General features: G+C 57.2%; 14 protein-coding genes. 10 read left to right on the top strand and 4 right to left on the bottom strand.

Going from position 1 to position 18,676, the window contains the following annotated elements; genetic code table 11:
* The first annotated feature begins 65 nt into the window (after positions 1 to 65).
* From tamA to ACERY3_RS15530, 3 genes are read left to right on the top strand one after another with little or no spacing between them, the layout of a single operon-like run.
* Positions 66 to 1,799 (top strand): autotransporter assembly complex protein TamA, encoded by a 1,734-nt coding sequence (gene tamA / locus ACERY3_RS15540; RefSeq protein ID WP_033144487.1) that lies wholly within the window; start codon positions 66 to 68, stop codon positions 1,797 to 1,799.
* The gene (tamB, locus tag ACERY3_RS15535) at positions 1,796 to 5,572 is read left to right on the top strand and encodes an autotransporter assembly complex protein TamB (protein ID WP_058840441.1); all 3,777 of its coding nucleotides are present in this window, start codon (positions 1,796 to 1,798) and stop codon (positions 5,570 to 5,572) included. Before tamA ends, tamB begins: the two co-directional genes overlap by 4 nt.
* A 2-nt stretch (positions 5,573 to 5,574) precedes the next feature.
* A complete protein-coding gene (locus tag ACERY3_RS15530) occupies positions 5,575 to 5,919 on the top strand; it encodes a gamma-glutamylcyclotransferase (RefSeq protein WP_014830431.1) in 345 nt (114 codons plus the stop codon).
* A 465-nt stretch (positions 5,920 to 6,384) separates the two neighbouring features.
* On the opposite strand, the gene ppa is transcribed toward ACERY3_RS15530, so the two are convergent.
* On the bottom strand, positions 6,385 to 6,915 hold the full coding sequence (gene ppa, locus ACERY3_RS15525; RefSeq protein ID WP_010427397.1) for an inorganic diphosphatase: 531 nt from the start codon (positions 6,913 to 6,915) through the stop codon (positions 6,385 to 6,387).
* Between the two features lie 309 nt (positions 6,916 to 7,224).
* On the opposite strand from ppa, the gene ytfQ reads away from it, so the two are divergent.
* The 5 genes from ytfQ (at position 7,225) to ACERY3_RS15500 (ending at position 13,506) form a co-directional block, all read left to right on the top strand.
* Positions 7,225 to 8,181, top strand: a complete 957-nt coding sequence (gene ytfQ, locus ACERY3_RS15520; protein ID WP_014882271.1) for a galactofuranose ABC transporter substrate-binding protein YtfQ — start codon at positions 7,225 to 7,227, stop codon at positions 8,179 to 8,181.
* A 133-nt stretch (positions 8,182 to 8,314) separates the two neighbouring features.
* Positions 8,315 to 9,817, top strand: coding sequence for a galactofuranose ABC transporter, ATP-binding protein YtfR (gene ytfR, locus ACERY3_RS15515; RefSeq protein WP_029741733.1), 1,503 nt, complete (start codon positions 8,315 to 8,317; stop codon positions 9,815 to 9,817).
* A gap of 10 nt (positions 9,818 to 9,827) precedes the next feature.
* Positions 9,828 to 10,853, top strand: a complete 1,026-nt coding sequence (gene ytfT, locus ACERY3_RS15510; RefSeq protein ID WP_213787745.1) for a galactofuranose ABC transporter, ATP-binding protein YtfT — start codon at positions 9,828 to 9,830, stop codon at positions 10,851 to 10,853.
* Positions 10,840 to 11,841 (top strand): galactofuranose ABC transporter, permease protein YjfF, encoded by a 1,002-nt coding sequence (gene yjfF, locus ACERY3_RS15505; RefSeq protein ID WP_058840443.1) that lies wholly within the window; start codon positions 10,840 to 10,842, stop codon positions 11,839 to 11,841. Before ytfT ends, yjfF begins: the two co-directional genes overlap by 14 nt.
* A gap of 93 nt (positions 11,842 to 11,934) precedes the next feature.
* A complete protein-coding gene (locus ACERY3_RS15500; protein ID WP_373225950.1) occupies positions 11,935 to 13,506 on the top strand; it encodes a methyl-accepting chemotaxis protein in 1,572 nt (523 codons plus the stop codon).
* Here ACERY3_RS15500 and ACERY3_RS15495 read toward each other — a convergent pair.
* Together ACERY3_RS15495 and fbp are read right to left on the bottom strand one after the other, a co-directional pair.
* Positions 13,478 to 13,834 carry a LysR family transcriptional regulator gene (locus ACERY3_RS15495; RefSeq protein WP_033144492.1) on the bottom strand — a complete coding sequence of 119 codons (357 nt, stop codon included), beginning with the start codon at positions 13,832 to 13,834 and terminating at the stop codon, positions 13,478 to 13,480. The genes ACERY3_RS15500 and ACERY3_RS15495 overlap by 29 nt on opposite strands.
* Before the next feature lie 150 nt (positions 13,835 to 13,984).
* On the bottom strand, positions 13,985 to 14,983 hold the full coding sequence (gene fbp, locus ACERY3_RS15490; RefSeq protein ID WP_023310178.1) for a class 1 fructose-bisphosphatase: 999 nt from the start codon (positions 14,981 to 14,983) through the stop codon (positions 13,985 to 13,987).
* Positions 14,984 to 15,180: 197 nt separating this feature from the next.
* Between fbp and mpl the strand changes: the two genes are divergently transcribed.
* Positions 15,181 to 16,560, top strand: coding sequence for a UDP-N-acetylmuramate:L-alanyl-gamma-D-glutamyl-meso-diaminopimelate ligase (gene mpl, locus ACERY3_RS15485; RefSeq protein WP_029739256.1), 1,380 nt, complete (start codon positions 15,181 to 15,183; stop codon positions 16,558 to 16,560).
* A gap of 102 nt (positions 16,561 to 16,662) precedes the next feature.
* Here mpl and yjgA read toward each other — a convergent pair whose 3' ends face one another.
* Positions 16,663 to 17,214, bottom strand: a complete 552-nt coding sequence (yjgA, locus tag ACERY3_RS15480; RefSeq protein WP_029739257.1) for a ribosome biogenesis factor YjgA — start codon at positions 17,212 to 17,214, stop codon at positions 16,663 to 16,665.
* A 95-nt stretch (positions 17,215 to 17,309) separates the two neighbouring features.
* Between yjgA and pmbA the strand changes: the two genes are divergently transcribed.
* Complete coding sequence (gene pmbA / locus ACERY3_RS15475) at positions 17,310 to 18,662, top strand: metalloprotease PmbA (protein ID WP_023310180.1); 1,353 nt, start codon at positions 17,310 to 17,312, stop codon at positions 18,660 to 18,662.
* The last annotated feature ends 14 nt before the right edge of the window (positions 18,663 to 18,676 follow it).

Genomic DNA, 18,676 nt, shown 5'->3' with positions numbered 1-18,676 from the left:
TATTTTGCCGCGGAGCGGTACTTCATTTGCTTCCAGGGTGGAAACAGGGATATTCAGGAGAAAACGTGACAAAAATCCGCCAGTTATGTTTAGTCAGTGTGTTGCTGACAAGCGGGATTGCCAGCGCGGCGAATGTCCGTTTGCAGGTTGAGGGGTTATCCGGGGCGCTGGAAAAAAACGTGCGTGCGCAGTTGTCGACCATCCAGAGTGATGAGGTGACGCCGGACCGGCGTTTTCGCGCGCGCGTCGATGACGCTATCCGTGAAGGGCTTAAAGCGCTGGGGTATTACGAACCCACCATTGATTTCGATCTTCGCCCGCCGCCAAAGAAGGGGCGCCAGGTTCTTATTGCCCGCGTTTCGCCGGGTGAGCCGGTATTGATTGGCGGCACGAACGTTATCCTGCGCGGCGGGGCGCGTACCGACCGGGATTACCTGGACCTGCTCAGCACGCGGCCGAAAATCGGTACCGTGCTTAACCACGGTGACTACGACCATTTCAAAAAAGAGCTGACGAACGTTTCCCTGCGTAAGGGCTACTTCGACAGCCAGTTCAATAAAAGCCAGCTGGGGATTGCGCTGGATCGGCGTCAGGCCTTCTGGGATATCGACTACGACAGCGGAGAACGCTACCGCTTTGGCGATGTGACGTTTGAAGGTTCGCAAATTCGTGAAGAATACCTGCAAAACCTCGTGCCGTTCAAAAAAGGGGATTACTACCAGTCGAGAGACCTGGCGGAACTGAACCGTCGTCTTTCCGCTACCGGCTGGTTTAACTCCGTGGTTGTCGCACCGGAATTTGATAAGTCTCGCAAAACGAAGGTGTTGCCGCTGCATGGCGTTGTCTCGCCGCGCACCGAGAACACCATTGAGACCGGTGTTGGCTACTCGACGGATGTTGGACCACGCGTGAGAACCTCGTGGAAAAAGCCGTGGATGAACTCGTACGGTCACAGCCTGACCACCAGCCTGAGCCTCTCTGCGCCCGAGCAGCAGCTGGATTTCAGCTACAAAATGCCGCTGCTGAAAAACCCGCTTGAGCAATATTACCTTGTGCAGGGCGGTTTTAAGCGCACCGACTTGAACGACACCAAGCAGGATTCTACGACCCTTGCGGTCTCCCGCTTCTGGGATCTCTCCAGCGGCTGGCAGCGCGCCATTAACCTGCGCTGGAGCCTGGACCACTTTACCCAGGCCAACGTCACCAATACCACCATGCTGCTTTATCCGGGCGTGATGATCAGCCGTACCCGCTCGCGCGGCGGCCTGATGCCGACCTGGGGCGACTCACAGCGCTACTCCATCGATTATTCCAACTCCGCCTGGGGCTCCGACGTGGATTTCTCGGTTATTCAGGCGCAAAACGTCTGGATCCGCACGCTGTACGACAAACACCGCTTTGTGATGCGCGGCAATCTCGGCTGGATTGAAACGGGCGACTTCGAGCGCGTTCCGCCGGATCTGCGCTTCTTCGCCGGGGGCGACCGCAGCATTCGTGGGTATAAGTACAAATCGATCTCACCTGAGAACGAAAAGGGCCAGTTGACCGGTGCGTCAAAACTGGCGACCGGATCGCTGGAGTATCAGTACAACGTCAGCGGAAAGTGGTGGGGCGCCATGTTTGTTGACGGTGGCGAAGCGGTGAACGATATCCGCCGCAGCGACTTTAAAACCGGCGCGGGCGTGGGCGTACGCTGGCAGTCGCCCGTCGGGCCCATCAAGCTCGACTTCGCCGTGCCTGTCGGCGACAAAGAAGAGCACGGATTACAGTTTTACATCGGTCTGGGGCCTGAATTATGAGTTTATGGAAGAAAATAAGCCTCGGGGTGCTGATTTTTATCGTGCTGCTGCTCGGTACGGTGGCGTTTCTGGTGGGAACGACGACCGGGCTGCATCTGCTGTTTAACGCCGCGAACCGCTGGGTGCCTGGGCTGGAGATTGGCCAGGTAACGGGCGGCTGGCGCGATCTGCGTCTGAAGAATATCCGCTACGAGCAGCCGGGCGTGGCGGTGAACGCCGGGGAGTTCCACCTGGCGGTGAAGCTGGGCTGCCTGCGCGACAGCAAGCTCTGCGTCAACGATCTGTCGCTAAAAGACGTCAACGTGGCGATAGATTCGAAAAAAATGCCGAAGTCTGCGCCGGTCGAGGAAGAGGACAGCGGCCCGCTGAATCTCTCCACGCCGTACCCGATCGCGCTCTATCGGGTCGCGCTCGATAACGTCAATATCAAAATCGACGACACTACCGTGTCCGTGATGGATTTCACCTCCGGCCTGCGCTGGCAGGAGAAAAACCTGACCCTGACGCCGACGTCCCTGCAGGGCTTGCTGATCGCGTTGCCGAAGGTGGCCGACGTGGCGCAGGAAGAGATCGTCGAGCCGAAGATCCAGAACCCGCAGCCGGAAGAAAAGCCGCTGGGCGAAACGCTGAAAGATCTCTTCTCGAAGCCTGTCCTGCCGGAAATGACCGACGTTCATCTGCCGCTGAACCTTAATATCGAGGAGTTCAAAGGTGAGCAGCTGCGCCTGACCGGCGATACCGATCTGACGGTCTACACCATGCTGCTGAAAGTCAGCAGCATTGACGGCAACATGAAGCTCGACGCGCTGGATATCGACACCAACCAGGGCTCGGTGAATGCGTCAGGGAATGCCCTGCTGCGCGATAACTGGCCGGTGGACATCACGCTTAACAGTGCCCTCAACATCGATCCGCTGAAAGGCGAAAAGGTGAAGGTCAAAGTGGGCGGTGCGCTGCGCGATAAGCTGGATGTCGGGGTGAATCTCTCCGGCCCGGTGGACATGGTCCTGCGCGCGCAAACGCAGCTGGCGGAAGCCGGGCTGCCGCTCAATCTGGAGGTTGTCAGCAAGCAGCTTTACTGGCCGTTCACCGGCGAAAAGCAGTTCCAGGCCGATGACCTGAAGCTGAAGCTGAGCGGCAAGATGACCGACTACACGCTCTCGTTCCGCACCGCGGTGAAGGGCCAGGGCGTGCCGCCTGCGAATATCACGCTGGATGCGAAGGGCAACGAACAGCAGGTCAACCTCGACAAGCTGACAGTCGCGGCGCTGGAAGGCAAAACCGAGCTGACCGCGCTGCTCGACTGGCAGCAGGCGATCAGCTGGCGCGGCGAGCTGAAGCTGACGGGTATTAACACCGCCAAAGAGGTGCCGGACTGGCCGTCGAAGCTGGATGGCCTGATTAAAACCCGCGGCAGCCTGTACGGCGGTACGTGGCAGATGGACGTGCCGGAAATCAAGCTCACCGGGAACGTGAAGCAGAACAAGGTTAACGTTGAAGGCTCGGTGAAAGGCAACAGCTATCTGCAGTGGGTTATCCCGGGGCTGCACGTGGCGCTGGGCCGCAACACGGCGGATATCAAAGGCGAGCTGGGGGTGAAAGATCTCAATCTGGACGCCACCATCGACGCGCCGAATCTGGATAACGCCCTGCCGGGGCTGGGCGGCACGGCGAAGGGCCTCGTGAAAGTGCGCGGTACGGTGGAGGCGCCGCAGCTGCTGGCGGACATTACCGCCAATAACCTGCGCTGGCAGGAGCTGAGCGTTGCCCGTGTCCGCGTGGAAGGGGATGTGAAATCCACCGATCAGATCGGCGGTAGCCTGAACCTGCGCGTGGAGCGCATTTCTCAGCCGGACGTGAACATTAACCTGGTCACCCTGGACGCCAAAGGGAACGAGAAACAGCACGACCTCCAGCTGCGCGTGCAGGGCGAGCCGGTCTCCGGCCAGCTTCACCTTACCGGCAGCTTCGACCGCAAAGAAGAACGCTGGAAAGGGACGCTGGATAACACGCGCTTCAATACGCCGGTCGGGCCGCTGGCGCTCTCGCGATCCATTGCCCTCGACTACCGCAACGCTGAGCAGAAGATAAGCATTGGGCCACACTGCTGGACCAACCCGAATGCGGAGCTGTGCGTGCCGCAGACCATCGATGCGGGTGCGGAAGGGCGCGCGCAGATCAATCTCAACCGCTTCGATCTGGCCATGCTGAAGCCGTTTATGCCGGACACGACCCAGGCCAGCGGCGTCTTCAGCGGGAAAGCCGATGTCGCCTGGGACACCACCAAAGAGGGGCTGCCGCAGGGGAGCGTCACGCTGTCCGGGCGTAACGTGAAGGTGACGCAGGAGGTCAACGACGCGCCGCTGCCGGTGGCGTTCGATACCCTGAACCTGAGTGCCGATCTGCATAACAATCGCGCACAGCTGGGGTGGACGATCCGCCTGACCAACAACGGTCAGCTGGACGGGCAGGTCCAGATTACCGATCCGCAGGGACGGCGTAATCTGGGCGGCAACGTCAACGTCCGTAACTTCAACCTGGCGATGGTGAACCCGATTTTCGCGCGCGGGGAAAAAGCGGAGGGCATGCTGAACGCTAACCTGCGCCTGGCCGGTAACGTGCAAAGCCCGCAGCTGTTCGGTCAGATGCGGCTCAGCGGCGTGGATATCGACGGTAACTTCATGCCGTTTGACATGCAGCCCAGCCAGATCGCGATGAACTTCAACGGCATGAGCTCGACGCTGAGCGGCTCGGTATTGACGCAGCAAGGGCAAATCAACCTGAGCGGCGACGCGGACTGGAGCCAGCTCGACAACTGGCGCGCCCGAATTGCCGCGAAGGGCAGCAAGGTGCGCATCACCGTACCGCCGATGGTGCGCCTGGACGTCTCGCCTGATGTGGTCTTTGAAGCCACGCCAAGCCTCTTCACGCTTGACGGACGCGTCGACGTGCCGTGGGCGCGCATCGTGGTTCACGACGTGCCGGAAAGCGCGGTCGGCGTCTCAAGTGATGAAGTGATGCTCAATGAAAATCTGAAACCTGTCGAACAGAAGAGCGCGGGCATACCGATCAATAGTAACCTCATCGTGCACGTGGGGAATAACGTGCGGTTGAATGCGTTTGGGCTGAAGGCGAGGCTCACGGGCGACCTGAAAGTCGCGCAGGATAAACAAGGGCTTGGCCTGAACGGGCAGATCACTATCCCTGAAGGGCGTTTCCACGCCTATGGTCAGGATCTGATTGTGCGCAAAGGCGAGCTGCTGTTCTCCGGTCCACCGGATCAGCCCCTGCTGAACATCGAGGCGATTCGTAACCCGGAAGCGACGGAAAACGACGTCATTGCTGGCGTTCGCGTCACCGGTTCTGCTGACGAACCGAAGGCGGAGATCTTCTCTGACCCGGCGATGTCGCAGCAGGAAGCGCTCTCTTATCTGCTGCGTGGACAAGGTCTGGACAGCGGACAAAGCGACAGCGCGGCGATGACCTCGATGTTAGTGGGTCTGGGGGTTGCACAAAGTGGGCAGGTTGTGGGTAAAATCGGCGAGACGTTCGGCGTAAGCAATCTGGCGCTGGACACCCAGGGCGTGGGTGACTCCTCGCAGGTGGTGGTCAGCGGCTATGTACTGCCGGGTCTGCAGGTAAAATATGGTGTGGGGATCTTTGACTCACTGGCAACTCTCACGTTACGCTATCGCCTGATGCCCAAGCTATATCTGGAAGCAGTGTCCGGCGTAGACCAGGCACTTGATCTGCTCTATCAGTTTGAGTTTTAGCAATGCGAATATTTGTCTACGGCAGTTTACGAACCAAGCAAGGCAACAGTCACTGGATGACCAATGCCCTGCTGCTGGGGAATTACAATATCGAGAACTACCAGTTGTACAGCCTGGGCCACTATCCAGGCGCGGTTCCGGGCGAAGGAACAGTACAGGGTGAAGTCTATCGTATTGATAACGCGACGCTTGCCGAACTTGATGCCTTGCGCACCAGGGGCGGTGAATACGCACGCCAGTTGATCCAGACGCCGTACGGAAGTGCGTGGATGTACGTCTACCAGCGTCCGGTCGAAGGGTTAACGCGGATTGTAAGCGGTAACTGGTTAGACAGAGACCAGTACTGAAAAAAACAACGCCACCGTGAGGTGGCGTTGTTTTTTTTATTCCTTCAACTCTCTTCTGTATCCCGGCGTCGGGTTAAAAACAGAGGAACGAACAGCATGATGTACGGGGCAATAAGCCATAAAAAACACAAGGCGCGTGAACGGCCATAGTAGTTTATGCACCGCGTATTGCTTGAAATGACGGGCAGGAAAAACAGTAAAAACAGCAGAATCACATAATCGCTTCGATAAGGGATCCATAAGTAAAACAAAAACCAGGCAAGCTGGAATGTCATGATGCAGAGATACTGCCATTTACTGTCTTTACCGTAACAGTCAAACGCCTTTATGTAGCCCATCTTTATGCTTTGAAGAAAGAAACTTAGCATGTATAACGCTCACGATCGCGACGGTCAGGAGTTTATGTGTTTTTTAAAGGCACAAAAAAGCCCCGACTCGCGGGGCCTTCATTAACAGCAGTAAGAATTACTTCTTAGCAGCGCGTTCGAAAGAGGCGATGATTTCTGCTTTCGCCGCTTCTGCGTTGTCCCAGCCGTCAACTTTAACCCACTTGCCTTTTTCGAGGTCTTTGTAGTGCTCGAAGAAGTGAGTGATCTGCGCTTTCAGCAGCTCTGGCAGGTCGTTCACATCTTTGATGTGATCGTACTCTTTGCTCAGCTTGGTGTGCGGTACCGCAACCAGCTTCGCATCTTCACCGGATTCGTCGGTCATTTTCAGCACGCCAACTGGACGGCAGCGAATGACGGAGCCTGGCTCCAGTGGGTATGGCGTTGGGACCAGCACGTCAACCGGGTCACCGTCCAGAGACAGGGTGTGGTTGATGTAACCGTAGTTGCACGGATAGAACATCGCGGTAGACATGAAACGGTCTACGAACAGGGCGCCGCTCTCTTTGTCCACTTCGTATTTGATCGGATCTGCGTTAGCCGGGATTTCGATAACTACGTAGATGTCTTCTGGCAGTTCTTTACCCGCTGGGACGTTGAGTAAGCTCATGTCGGTGTCCTTTAAAATGGATGGTAAACAAGTGGCAGGTATTATAGCCAACTCGCGCTGAATGTCTCCGCCTGTTTTCGCTTTCTCTCCCCGCTTTTCCCACTTTTCAGACCCTTTCCATGACAGAAAAATCCATAAACTCAGCCGCATTTTTCATGGTGAAATGAAAGCGATTACAAACTTGTGATTAACGTTTTATTCACTTTTCTGAAGTGTGATGTAACGCAATTCGTTACATATTTCATGGGCTATAGTCATTTCGCAGAACATCTTTTAACCAACAATAAACACCCCTACGAGGACGCTCATATGTGGAAGCGCTTACTTCTTGTCACAGCAGTTTCGGCAGCCATGTCGTCTATGGCGATGGCCGCTCCCTTAACCGTAGGTTTTTCGCAGGTCGGCTCTGAATCTGGCTGGCGAGCGGCAGAAACCAACGTTGCCAAAAGCGAGGCTCAGAAACGCGGCATTACCCTGAAAATCGCCGATGGTCAGCAAAAACAAGAGAATCAGATCAAAGCCGTGCGCTCCTTTATCGCCCAGGGCGTGGATGCCATCTTTATTGCACCCGTCGTGGCGACCGGCTGGGAACCCGTCCTGAAGGAAGCGAAAGACGCTGAGATCCCGGTCTTCCTGCTCGACCGTTCCATCGACGTCAAAGACAAATCCCTCTATATGACCACCGTGACCGCCAACAACGTGCTTGAAGGGCAATTGATTGGCGACTGGCTGGTGAAACAGGTCGACGGCAAGCCGTGTAACGTCGTTGAGCTGCAGGGCACCGTCGGCGCGAGCGTGGCCATCGACCGTAAAAAAGGCTTTGCTGAGGCCATCGCTAAAGCGCCAAACATCAAGATTATCCGCTCTCAGTCCGGCGACTTTACGCGCAGTAAAGGTAAAGAGGTCATGGAGAGCTTCATTAAGGCTGAAAACAACGGCAAGAACATCTGCATGGTTTACGCCCACAATGATGACATGGTGATCGGTGCGATTCAGGCGATTAAAGAAGCGGGCCTGAAGCCGGGCAAAGATATCCTCACCGGCTCTATCGACGGCGTGCCGGACATCTACAAAGCGATGATCGACGGCGAAGCCAACGCCAGCGTGGAGCTGACGCCAAACATGGCGGGCCCGGCATTCGACGCGCTGGAGAAATTCAAGAAAGACGGCACGATGCCTGAGAAGGTGACGGTCACCAAGTCCACGCTCTACCTGCCTGACACGGCGAAAGAAGAGTTAGAGAAGAAGAAGAATATGGGCTACTAAGAACCGCGCCCCTCACCCCAGCCCTCTCCCCGGAGGGGAGAGGGAGAAAGGCAGGGCGGAGCTGGATATTAACAATTGGCACGATCAATCCCCTCTCCCCTCCGGGGAGAGGGTCAGGGTGAGGGGGAAAACCATGACCACTGAACAACACCAGGAAATCCTCCGCACAGAGGGCTTAAGCAAATTCTTCCCCGGCGTAAAGGCGCTGGATAACGTTGATTTCAGCCTGCGGCGCGGTGAGATCATGGCGCTGCTGGGCGAGAACGGCGCGGGAAAATCGACGCTGATTAAATCCCTCACCGGCGTTTATCACGCCGATCGCGGCACCATCTGGCTGGAAGGCAACGCCATTTCGCCGAAAAATACCGCCCATGCCCAACAGCTGGGGATCGGGACGGTGTACCAGGAAGTAAACCTGCTGCCGAATATGTCGGTGGCGGATAATCTGTTTATTGGCCGTGAGCCGCGACGTTTTGGCCTGCTGCGCCGCAAAGAGATGGAGGCGCGGGCGACAAAGCTGATGGAGTCGTACGGCTTCTCCCTTGACGTCCGCGAGCCGCTGAACCGCTTTTCCGTGGCGATGCAGCAGATCGTCGCCATTTGTCGCGCGATCGATCTCTCGGCAAAGGTGCTGATCCTCGACGAACCCACCGCCAGCCTCGATACCCAGGAAGTGGAGATGCTCTTCACCCTGATGCGCCAGCTGCGCGATCAGGGCGTCAGCCTGATCTTCGTTACCCACTTCCTCGATCAGGTATATGAGGTAAGCGATCGCATCACGGTGCTGCGCAACGGCAGCTTTGTCGGCTGCCGCGAAACCCGCGAGCTGCCGCAGATCGAGCTGGTGAAAATGATGCTGGGCCGCGAGCTGGAAACCAACGCCCTTCAGCGCGCCGGGCGCACGCTGCTCAGCGAGAAACCGGTCGCCGCGTTCAGCGATTACGGCAAGAAAGGCGTGATATCGCCGTTTAATCTGGAAGTCCGCCCGGGCGAAATTGTCGGGCTGGCGGGCCTGTTAGGATCCGGACGAACCGAAACCGCCGAGGTGATATTCGGGATCAAACCGGCCGACAGCGGCACCGCGCTGATCAAGGGCAAACCGCAAACCCTGCGATCCCCGCATCAGGCCTCCTGCCTCGGAGTGGGCTTCTGCCCGGAAGATCGGAAAACGGACGGCATTATTGCCGCGGCCTCGGTGCGGGAAAATATCATTCTGGCGCTGCAGGCCCAGCGCGGCTGGCTGCGCCCGATCCCGCGTAAAGAGCAAAACGCCATTGCCGAGCGCTTTATCCGTCAGCTGGGTATTCGTACCCCGAGCGCGGAACAGCCCATCGAGTTCCTCTCCGGCGGCAACCAGCAGAAGGTGCTGCTCTCCCGCTGGCTGCTGACCAAACCTCAGTTCCTGATCCTCGACGAACCGACCCGCGGCATTGACGTGGGGGCGCACGCCGAAATTATCCGGCTTATCGAAACCCTGTGCGCGGACGGTCTGGCGCTGCTGGTTATTTCGTCCGAGCTGGAGGAGCTGGTGGGCTATGCCGATCGCGTCATCATCATGCGCGATCGCAAACAGGTGGCAGAGATCCCGCTGGATAAGCTGTCCGTTCCGGCGATCATGAATGCCATCGCGGCATAAGGAGTAAATCGTGATGCCCCGTTCGCTTTCGCAAACTGGTGAGACAAAGCGCCGCTTCAGCTGGCCAACCGGCACGCCGCAAATCGCAGCGCTGCTGGTGGTTCTGCTGGTTGATAGCCTGGTCGCGCCGCATTTCTTCCAGATTATCGTGCAGGATGGCCGCCTGTTTGGCAGCCCGATAGACATTCTAAACCGTGCCGCGCCCGTGGCGCTGCTGGCCATCGGGATGACGCTGGTCATCGCCACCGGCGGGATTGACCTCTCCGTCGGCGCGGTGATGGCTATCGCCGGGGCCACGGCAGCCTCCATGACCGTGTCCGGTCACAGCCTGCCGGTGGTACTGCTGGCGGCCTTAGGCACCGGCGTGCTGGCCGGATTATGGAACGGCGTTCTGGTGGCGGTGCTGAAAATTCAGCCCTTTGTCGCCACCCTTATCTTAATGGTGGCCGGGCGCGGCGTGGCGCAGCTGATTACCTCCGGGCAGATTGTCACCTTTAACTCGCCGAGCCTGGCGTGGATCGGGAGCGGCAACCTTCTGTTCTTCCCGACGCCGGTGATCGTTGCCCTGGTCACGCTCGTTGTCTTCTGGCTTTTCACCCGCAAAACGGCGCTGGGCATGTTCATTGAGGCCGTCGGGATCAACATCCGCGCCGCGCGCAACGCCGGGGTCAACACCCGTCTGATGGTGATGCTGACCTACGTGCTGAGCGGCGTCTGCGCCGCCATCGCCGGGATCATCGTCGCCGCTGATATTCGCGGGGCCGATGCCAACAACGCGGGGCTCTGGCTTGAGCTGGACGCGATCCTCGCGGTGGTGATCGGCGGTGGATCGCTGATGGGCGGGCGCTTTAACCTGCTGCTCTCGGTGATTGGCGCGCTGATCATTCAGGGAATGAACACCGGGATCCTGCTCTCGGGGTTCCAGCCGGAACTCAACCAGGTGGTGAAAGCGGTGGTCGTGCTTTGCGTGCTGATCGTCCAGTCGCCGCGCTTTGTCAGCATCATTAAGGGGATCCGTGGCCATGATAAAACGTAATTTACCGTTGATGATCACGCTGGGCGTGTTTGTGCTGGGGTATCTCTACTGCCTCACCCAATTCCCCGGTTTTGCGTCGACGCGCGTGATTTGCAATATCCTGACCGATAACGCCTTTTTAGGCATCATCGCCGTCGGGATGACCTTTGTGATCCTCTCCGGCGGGATCGATCTCTCCGTCGGGTCGGTGATCGCGTTTACGGGCGTGTTCCTCGCGAAGGCGATCGGCTTCTGGGGGATCTCTCCGCTGGTGGCGTTTCCGCTGGTGCTGGCGATGGGCTGCGCGTTTGGTGCCTTTATGGGGCTGCTGATCGACGCGTTAAAAATCCCGGCGTTTATCATTACCCTCGCGGGGATGTTCTTCCTGCGCGGGGTGAGCTATCTGGTCTCGGAAGAGTCGATTCCGATTAACCATCCGGTGTACGACACGCTCTCCAGCCTGGCGTGGAAAATTCCCGGCGGCGGCCGCCTGAGCGCGATGGGGCTGCTGATGCTGGGCGTGGTGGTGATTGGCATCTTCCTCGCCCACCGTACCCGGTTTGGCAATCAGGTTTACGCCATCGGCGGTAACGCCACGTCGGCAAACCTGATGGGGATCTCCACCCGCAGCACCACCATCCGCATCTATATGCTCTCGACCGGCCTGGCGACGCTGGCGGGGAGCGTCTTCTCGGTGTATACCCAGGCGGGCTATGCCCTTGCAGGCGTGGGCGTTGAGCTGGATGCGATTGCTTCTGTGGTCATCGGCGGCACGCTGCTCAGCGGCGGGGTGGGGACGGTGCTGGGAACGCTGTTCGGCGTGGCGATCCAGGGGCTGATACAAACCTATATCAACTTTGACGGCACGCTCAGCTCCTGGTGGACGAAGATCGCCATCGGCATTCTGCTGTTTATTTTTATTGCCCTGCAGCGTGGCCTGACGGTGCTCTGGGAGAACCGTCAAAGCTCGCCTGTTACCCGCGTAAACACATCGGTAACAGAGAGATAACACGCTGAATTTGCTTAAAGTCTAAACATTTTCCGGTAGCGGCCGATACTCTTTTTTTATGCCCAGAAATATCTCGCTACCGGAAATAATATCATGCTTAAAACGCTATCGATTCGTACCGGCTTGCTCTCTTTACTGGCCGTTATGACCCTTCTGCTGCTGATTGTCAGCGGCATTGGCATTTATGCCCTCACACAGAGTTCTTCTTCACTGCAGCGTATTAATCACCTTCAGGGTGAGCAGATGGTGCAGCTTAATTCAGGCTATACGCTGATCCTGCGCGCGCGCAATGAGGCGGGCCAGGCCGTCCGCATGATGGAAATCGGCATGCTGGACGATGCGGCCAAAGCGGTAAAAAACATCAATCAGGAAGTTGCCCTGGCCCAGAAAACGCTGAAAGGCGTGATCGACGGCGGCGTGGCTGACGAGCAGGGGCAACAGCTGCTCAATAAAGTGGCGGCCAGCCTGGCGACGTATAGCCAGCAGGGGATCAACCCGATGCTGAAAACCCTGAATGACCAGAGCGCGGACGGTTATTACGATCTGCTGGAGAAGACGCTGATTCCGGTGGCGAAGCAGTTTGATAACGATATGCAGGCGTTCCAGAAATGGAGCGAAGCGCGTGGTCAGGCGGAAGTGAGTGCCGTGCATGCGAGTAAAACCCGCGTACTGATCCTGATTATCGTCGCCGCGCTGCTAACGGCGGGCATTATCGTGCTTGCCTGGCTGGTGCTGCGCCATATGCTGCTCAAGCCGCTCTCTGCATCGATCGCTCAGTTGGAGAACGTGGCGGCGGGGGATTTAACCCATACGCTGAATGCCCCCGCGAGCCAGGAGTTTAACCGCCTCAACGCGGTGATAGAGGAGATGCGACAGTCGCTGATGAACTCGGTTATGCGGGTACGCGATGCCAGCTCGCAAATTGACACCGGTAGCCGCGAGCTGACGTTGGGAAACCGCGATCTTGCCGAGCGTACGGAATCCACCGCCACGTCGCTTGAGCAGACGGCGGCCAGCATGGAACAGATCACCGCGACGGTGAAGCTCAACGCCGATAACGCCGAGCAGGCGCACCAGCTGGCGAAGTCGGTGTCCGACACGGCCGATCACGGCAGCGAAATGGTCTGCTACGTGATTGAAAAAATGCGCGATATCTCCGGCAGCTCGGCGCGCATCGCCGACATCCTGAGCGTGATCGACGGTATTGCCTTCCAGACCAATATCCTGGCGCTTAACGCCTCCGTGGAAGCGGCGCGCGCGGGCGAGCAGGGGCGCGGGTTTGCCGTCGTCGCGGGCGAAGTGCGAAACCTCGCCAGCCGCAGCGCCGACGCGGCGAAAGAGATCCGATCGCTTATCAGTGATTCGCAGACCCACGTTAACGAGGGCAGCGAGCTGGCACAGCAGGCTGGCGAGACGATGGACGAAATCGCAACAGAAGTGCTGCGCATGACCAAACTGATGCGTGAGATTGCGACCGCGTCTCAGGAGCAGAGCCGCGGTATTGAGCAGGTGAATATTGCGGTGAATCAGATGGACGAAACCGCGCAGCAGAATGCCGCGCTGGTGCAGCAATCCTCCGCCGCGACCCGCTCTCTTGAGGAGCAGTCGCGTCAGCTGATGGAAGCCATGTCATCATTCAAAGTGACGACTCAGACCGCTGCATAATATTACCCAGCCCCGGTACGTTCTGTGCCGGGGTTTTATTTTTTCCGGAATTAACTGCCGCAATATTATCGTGAATTTCACCCATTAATATTTCCAGCGAACTGGTTAAAGCTAACGCTTTTTCCGTCGGTTCAAGATATAAACCTTTGCGGAAAAATAACGGTTCATCAAAGAGTTGATTAAAGCGCTTTAAGGCCAGGCTCACCGCCGGACGTGACATCTCCAGACGCAAAGAGGCTTTTGCCATGCTGCCGCAGCGGACGATTTCAATAAATACAGGGATAAGATTTAAATCAATGCCGGTATTAGCACGGGAATAATTGTTCATTGCGATTCTGCTCCACGAAATATCTGTCAAACTGTTATGGAAATAATGCAGGAGCAGTGGTGAATATTAAAGCCTGTTTTTTATAAACACTTATACGGTAAAATATATAAATGACCAGGGGAGCCAGAACGGCTCCCCTGTAGAGAGGCATTACGCGTCCGGATACTCACGGATAAAACGTTCAACGTCTTCAACCATGTGGTTGTTGCCGACGAAGAATGAACGGCGCTGGTGAAGGCTTTCCGGCACGATATCCAGAATACGCTCTTTACCGTCGCTCGCCTTGCCGCCCGCCTGTTCGGCGAGGAACGCCATCGGGTTGCACTCGTACAGCAGGCGTAGCTTCCCGTCCGGGTGGCTGGCGGTGCTTGGGTAGAGGTAGATACCGCCTTTCAGCAGGTTACGGTGGAAATCCGCGACCAGAGAGCCAATATAGCGGGACGTGTACGGGCGCTGGGTCGCTTTATCTTCTTCCTGGCAGAATTTAATGTACTTCTTCACGCCGTTCGGGAAGCGGATGTAGTTGCCTTCGTTGATGGAGTAGGTGTTGCCCTTCTCCGGGAAGCGCATGCGTTCCTGGCTCAGGCAGAAAACGCCCAGTGAAGGATCGTACGTAAAGGCGTGAACTCCGCAGCCGGTGGTGTACACCAGCATGGTGGAGGAGCCATAAACGACGTAACCGGCAGCAACCTGGTTAATGCCCGGCTGCAGGAAATCTTCTTCGGTCACCGGCGTGCCAACAGGCGTGACGCGGCGGTAGATGGAGAAAATGGTACCGACAGAAACGTTAACGTCGATGTTTGAGGAGCCGTCGAGCGGATCCATCAGAACAACGTATTTAGCGTGTTCACACCCTTCGAAAACAACAATTTCATCTTCTTCTTCAGAGGCGATACCCGCAACGATGTCGCGCGCGCGCAGTGCAGCTTTCAATTTTTCATTTGCGAACAGATCGAGCTTCTGTTGAACCTCGCCCTGAACGTTCTCGGCACCGCTGGCACCCAGGATATCGACCAGACCGGCCTTGTTGATATCGCGGTGGATGATCTTAGCGCCCAGCTTTATTGCCGACAGCAAAGCAGTGAGTTCACCGGTAGCATGAGAGAACTCGTGCTGCTTTTCGACAATAAATTCACCTAACGTTTTCATAACACTTTCCCTGCATCTTTGTGAGTAGAGCGATTGTATGTTCACTAAAACGACTAAAGCCCAACAATCTTAACAAACATTCAAATATTAGCGCAGAGGTGAATCGCGCCAGCAACATACGGATTTACCTGAAATGCGTTTCACAGCCGCTAACATGTGAGTAAAATGTGCGCCACATTGAAGAAGGATAGTGACGTATGCGCATTCATATATTGGGGATTTGTGGCACTTTCATGGGCGGACTGGCAATGCTGGCGCGCTCGCTGGGCCATGAAGTGACAGGTTCGGACGCCAATGTGTATCCGCCAATGAGCACACTTCTGGAGAAACAGGGCATCTCGTTAATTCAGGGCTACGATGCCAGCCAGCTGGATCCCGAGCCGGACCTGGTGATCATCGGCAACGCCATGACCCGCGGCAATCCGTGCGTCGAGGCGGTTCTGGAACGCAATATTCCGTTCATGTCCGGCCCGCAGTGGCTGCATGACTTCGTCCTGCGCGACCGCTGGGTGGTTGCCGTTGCCGGTACCCATGGCAAAACCACGACCGCGGGCATGGCGACCTGGATCCTCGAAGCCTGCGGCTACAAGCCGGGCTTCGTGATTGGCGGCGTACCGGGTAATTTCGACGTTTCTGCGCGTCTGGGTGACAGCCCGTTCTTCGTGATCGAAGCCGACGAATACGACTGCGCGTTCTTCGACAAACGCTCCAAGTTCGTGCATTACTGCCCGCGCACGCTGATCCTCAACAACCTTGAGTTCGACCACGCGGATATTTTTGACGACCTGAAAGCGATCCAGAAACAGTTCCACCACCTGGTGCGCATTGTTCCGGGCCAGGGGCGCATCATCCTGCCGGAAAACGACATCAACCTGAAGCAGACGATGGCGATGGGCTGCTGGAGCGAGCAGGAGCTGGTGGGCGAGCAGGGCCACTGGCAGGCGAAGAAACTCAACGCCGATGCCTCCGAGTGGGAAGTGCTGCTCGACGGTGAAAAAGTGGGTGAGGTGAAGTGGGGCCTGGTGGGTGAGCACAACATGCACAACGGCCTGATGGCTATTGCTGCGGCGCGTCACGTTGGCGTTCTGCCTGCGGATGCGGCCAATGCGCTGGGCTCGTTTATCAATGCCCGTCGCCGTCTGGAACTGCGCGGTGAAGCCCACGGCGTTACCGTATATGACGATTTCGCGCACCACCCAACGGCTATTCTGGCCACGCTTGCCGCCCTGCGTGGCAAGGTCGGCGGCACTGCCCGCATTCTGGCGGTGCTGGAACCGCGCTCGAACACCATGAAGATGGGCATCTGCAAAGATGACCTCGCGCCGTCGTTAGGGCGTGCCGATGAGGTCTTCCTGCTGCAGCCGCAGCATATACCGTGGCAGGTAGCCGAAGTGGCCGACGCCTGCATTCAGCCTGCGCACTGGAGTGCGGATGTGGATGCGCTCGCGGATATGGTGGTGAAAGCCGCACAGCCCGGTGACCACATTCTGGTGATGAGCAACGGCGGTTTTGGTGGGATCCATCAGAAGCTGCTGGACGGTCTGGCGAAGAAAGCGGAAGCGGCAGCCGCAGAGTAAAAAAAAGCCCGGTGGCGCTTGCGCTTACCGGGCCTGGATTTTGCACGACCTTGTAGGCCGGATAAGGCGTTTACGCCGCCATCCGGCGTAAAACCGCACGTATTACTCTTCGTTCTCAGACAGCTCGCGCAGATACTGGAAAATCAGGCGCGCAGACTTCGGCGGCTTATTCCCTTCTTTCTCTTTCTGCGCGTTGCGGATCAAGGAACGCAGCTGCTGGCGGTCGGCATCCGGCCACAGGTTCAGCACTTCCGGTACGGCATCATCACCCTGTTCAATCAGGCGATCGCGGATCTGCTCAAGCTTATGGAAAAACGCAACCTGCTGGTTGTGGCGGTTTTTCAGCTTGTCCAGCGCCTGGCGGATCGGATCGACGTCGCGCTGACGCAGCATTTTCCCGATAAGCTGAAGCTGGCGACGACGGCCTTCTTTCTTGATTTTCTGTGCCAGTTCAATGGCATCACGCAGATCCTGGTCGAGCGGGATCTTGTCCAGCGCGTTTTTACCCAGTTCCACCATTTCTGCGCCAAGCTGTTTTAACTCTTCGGCGTCACGTTTAATTTCACTTTTACTGACCCAGATGATCTCATCATCTTCGTCTTCGATGTCATCACCGGGAACGTCGTCGAGCCAGTCTTCGGGCTGCTTAGTCATGTCAGGCTCCTTAAAAAAAGAGGCTAATGTTACCAGTTAAGACGCGCACTGAAAAACGGTTCTCTGTTAGACTTCAGATAACTCTCTCTTACAGTATGGCATTTGCGATGAAAGTAACCTCACAAGTTGAAGCGCAGCGTAAGATTCTTGAAGAAGCCGTCTCCACCGCGCTGATGCTTGCTTCAGAAAAATCAGATGGCGCCGAAGTGGCGGTCAGCAAAACCACCGGCATCAGCGTGAGCACCCGCTATGGTGAAGTGGAGAACGTAGAATTCAACAGCGATGGCGCGCTTGGGATCACGGTGTATCACCAGAATCGCAAAGGCAGCGCGTCATCTACCGATCTCAGCCCGGATGCCATTGCCCGTACGGTGCAGGCGGCGCTGGATATCGCCCGTTATACCTCTCCGGATCCTTACGCAGGCGTGGCGGATAAAGACCTGCTGGCGTTTGACGCGCCGGATCTCGATCTTTTCCACCCGGCGGAAGTAACCCCGGACGAAGCGATCGAACTCGCCGCGCGCGCCGAGCAGGCTTCCCTGCAGGCCGATAAGCGCATCACCAATACCGAAGGCGGCAGCTTCAACAGCCATTACGGCATCAAAGTCTTCGGCAACAGCCACGGCATGCTGCAGGGCTACTGCTCTACCCGTCATTCGCTCTCCAGCTGCGTGATCGCCGAAGAGAACGGTGACATGGAGCGTGACTACGCCTATACCATTGGCCGCGCGTTGGGGGATTTGCAGTCTCCTGAGTGGGTGGGTAAAGAGTGTGCCGAACGCACGCTGTCACGCCTGTCGCCGCGCAAACTCTCCACCATGAAGGCCCCGGTTATTTTTGCCAACGAAGTGGCGACCGGTCTGTTTGGCCATCTGGTGGGCGCTATCGCGGGCGGCTCGGTTTACCGTAAGTCGACCTTCCTGCTCGACTCGCTGGGCAAGCAGATCCTGCCGGAATGGCTCACCATTGAAGAACATCCGCACCTGCTAAAAGGGCTGGCCTCCACGCCGTTCGACAGCGAAGGCGTGCGCACTGAACGTCGCGATATCATCAAAGACGGCATTCTGACCCAGTGGCTGCTGACCAACTACTCCGCGCGCAAGCTGGGGCTGAAAAGCACCGGACACGCTGGCGGCATCCACAACTGGCGCATTGCCGGACAGGGCCTGAACTTTGAGCAGATGCTGAAAGAGATGGGCACCGGTCTGGTGGTCACCGAGCTGATGGGCCAGGGCGTAAGCGGCATCACCGGAGACTACTCGCGCGGCGCGGCGGGCTTCTGGGTGGAAAACGGCGAAATCCAGTATCCGGTGAGCGAAATTACCATCGCTGGAAATTTGAAGGACATGTGGCGCAATATCGTTACGGTCGGTAACGATATTGAAACACGTAGCAATATACAGTGTGGTTCTGTACTTCTGCCGGAAATGAAAATCGCCGGTCAGTAATACCCGTAAAGGCG

The sequence above is a fragment of the Enterobacter cloacae complex sp. ESBL7 genome (assembly GCF_041679625.1).
Lineage (GTDB): Bacteria > Pseudomonadota > Gammaproteobacteria > Enterobacterales > Enterobacteriaceae > Enterobacter > Enterobacter asburiae_B.
This window is presented reverse-complemented; position numbering and strand designations above follow the sequence as displayed.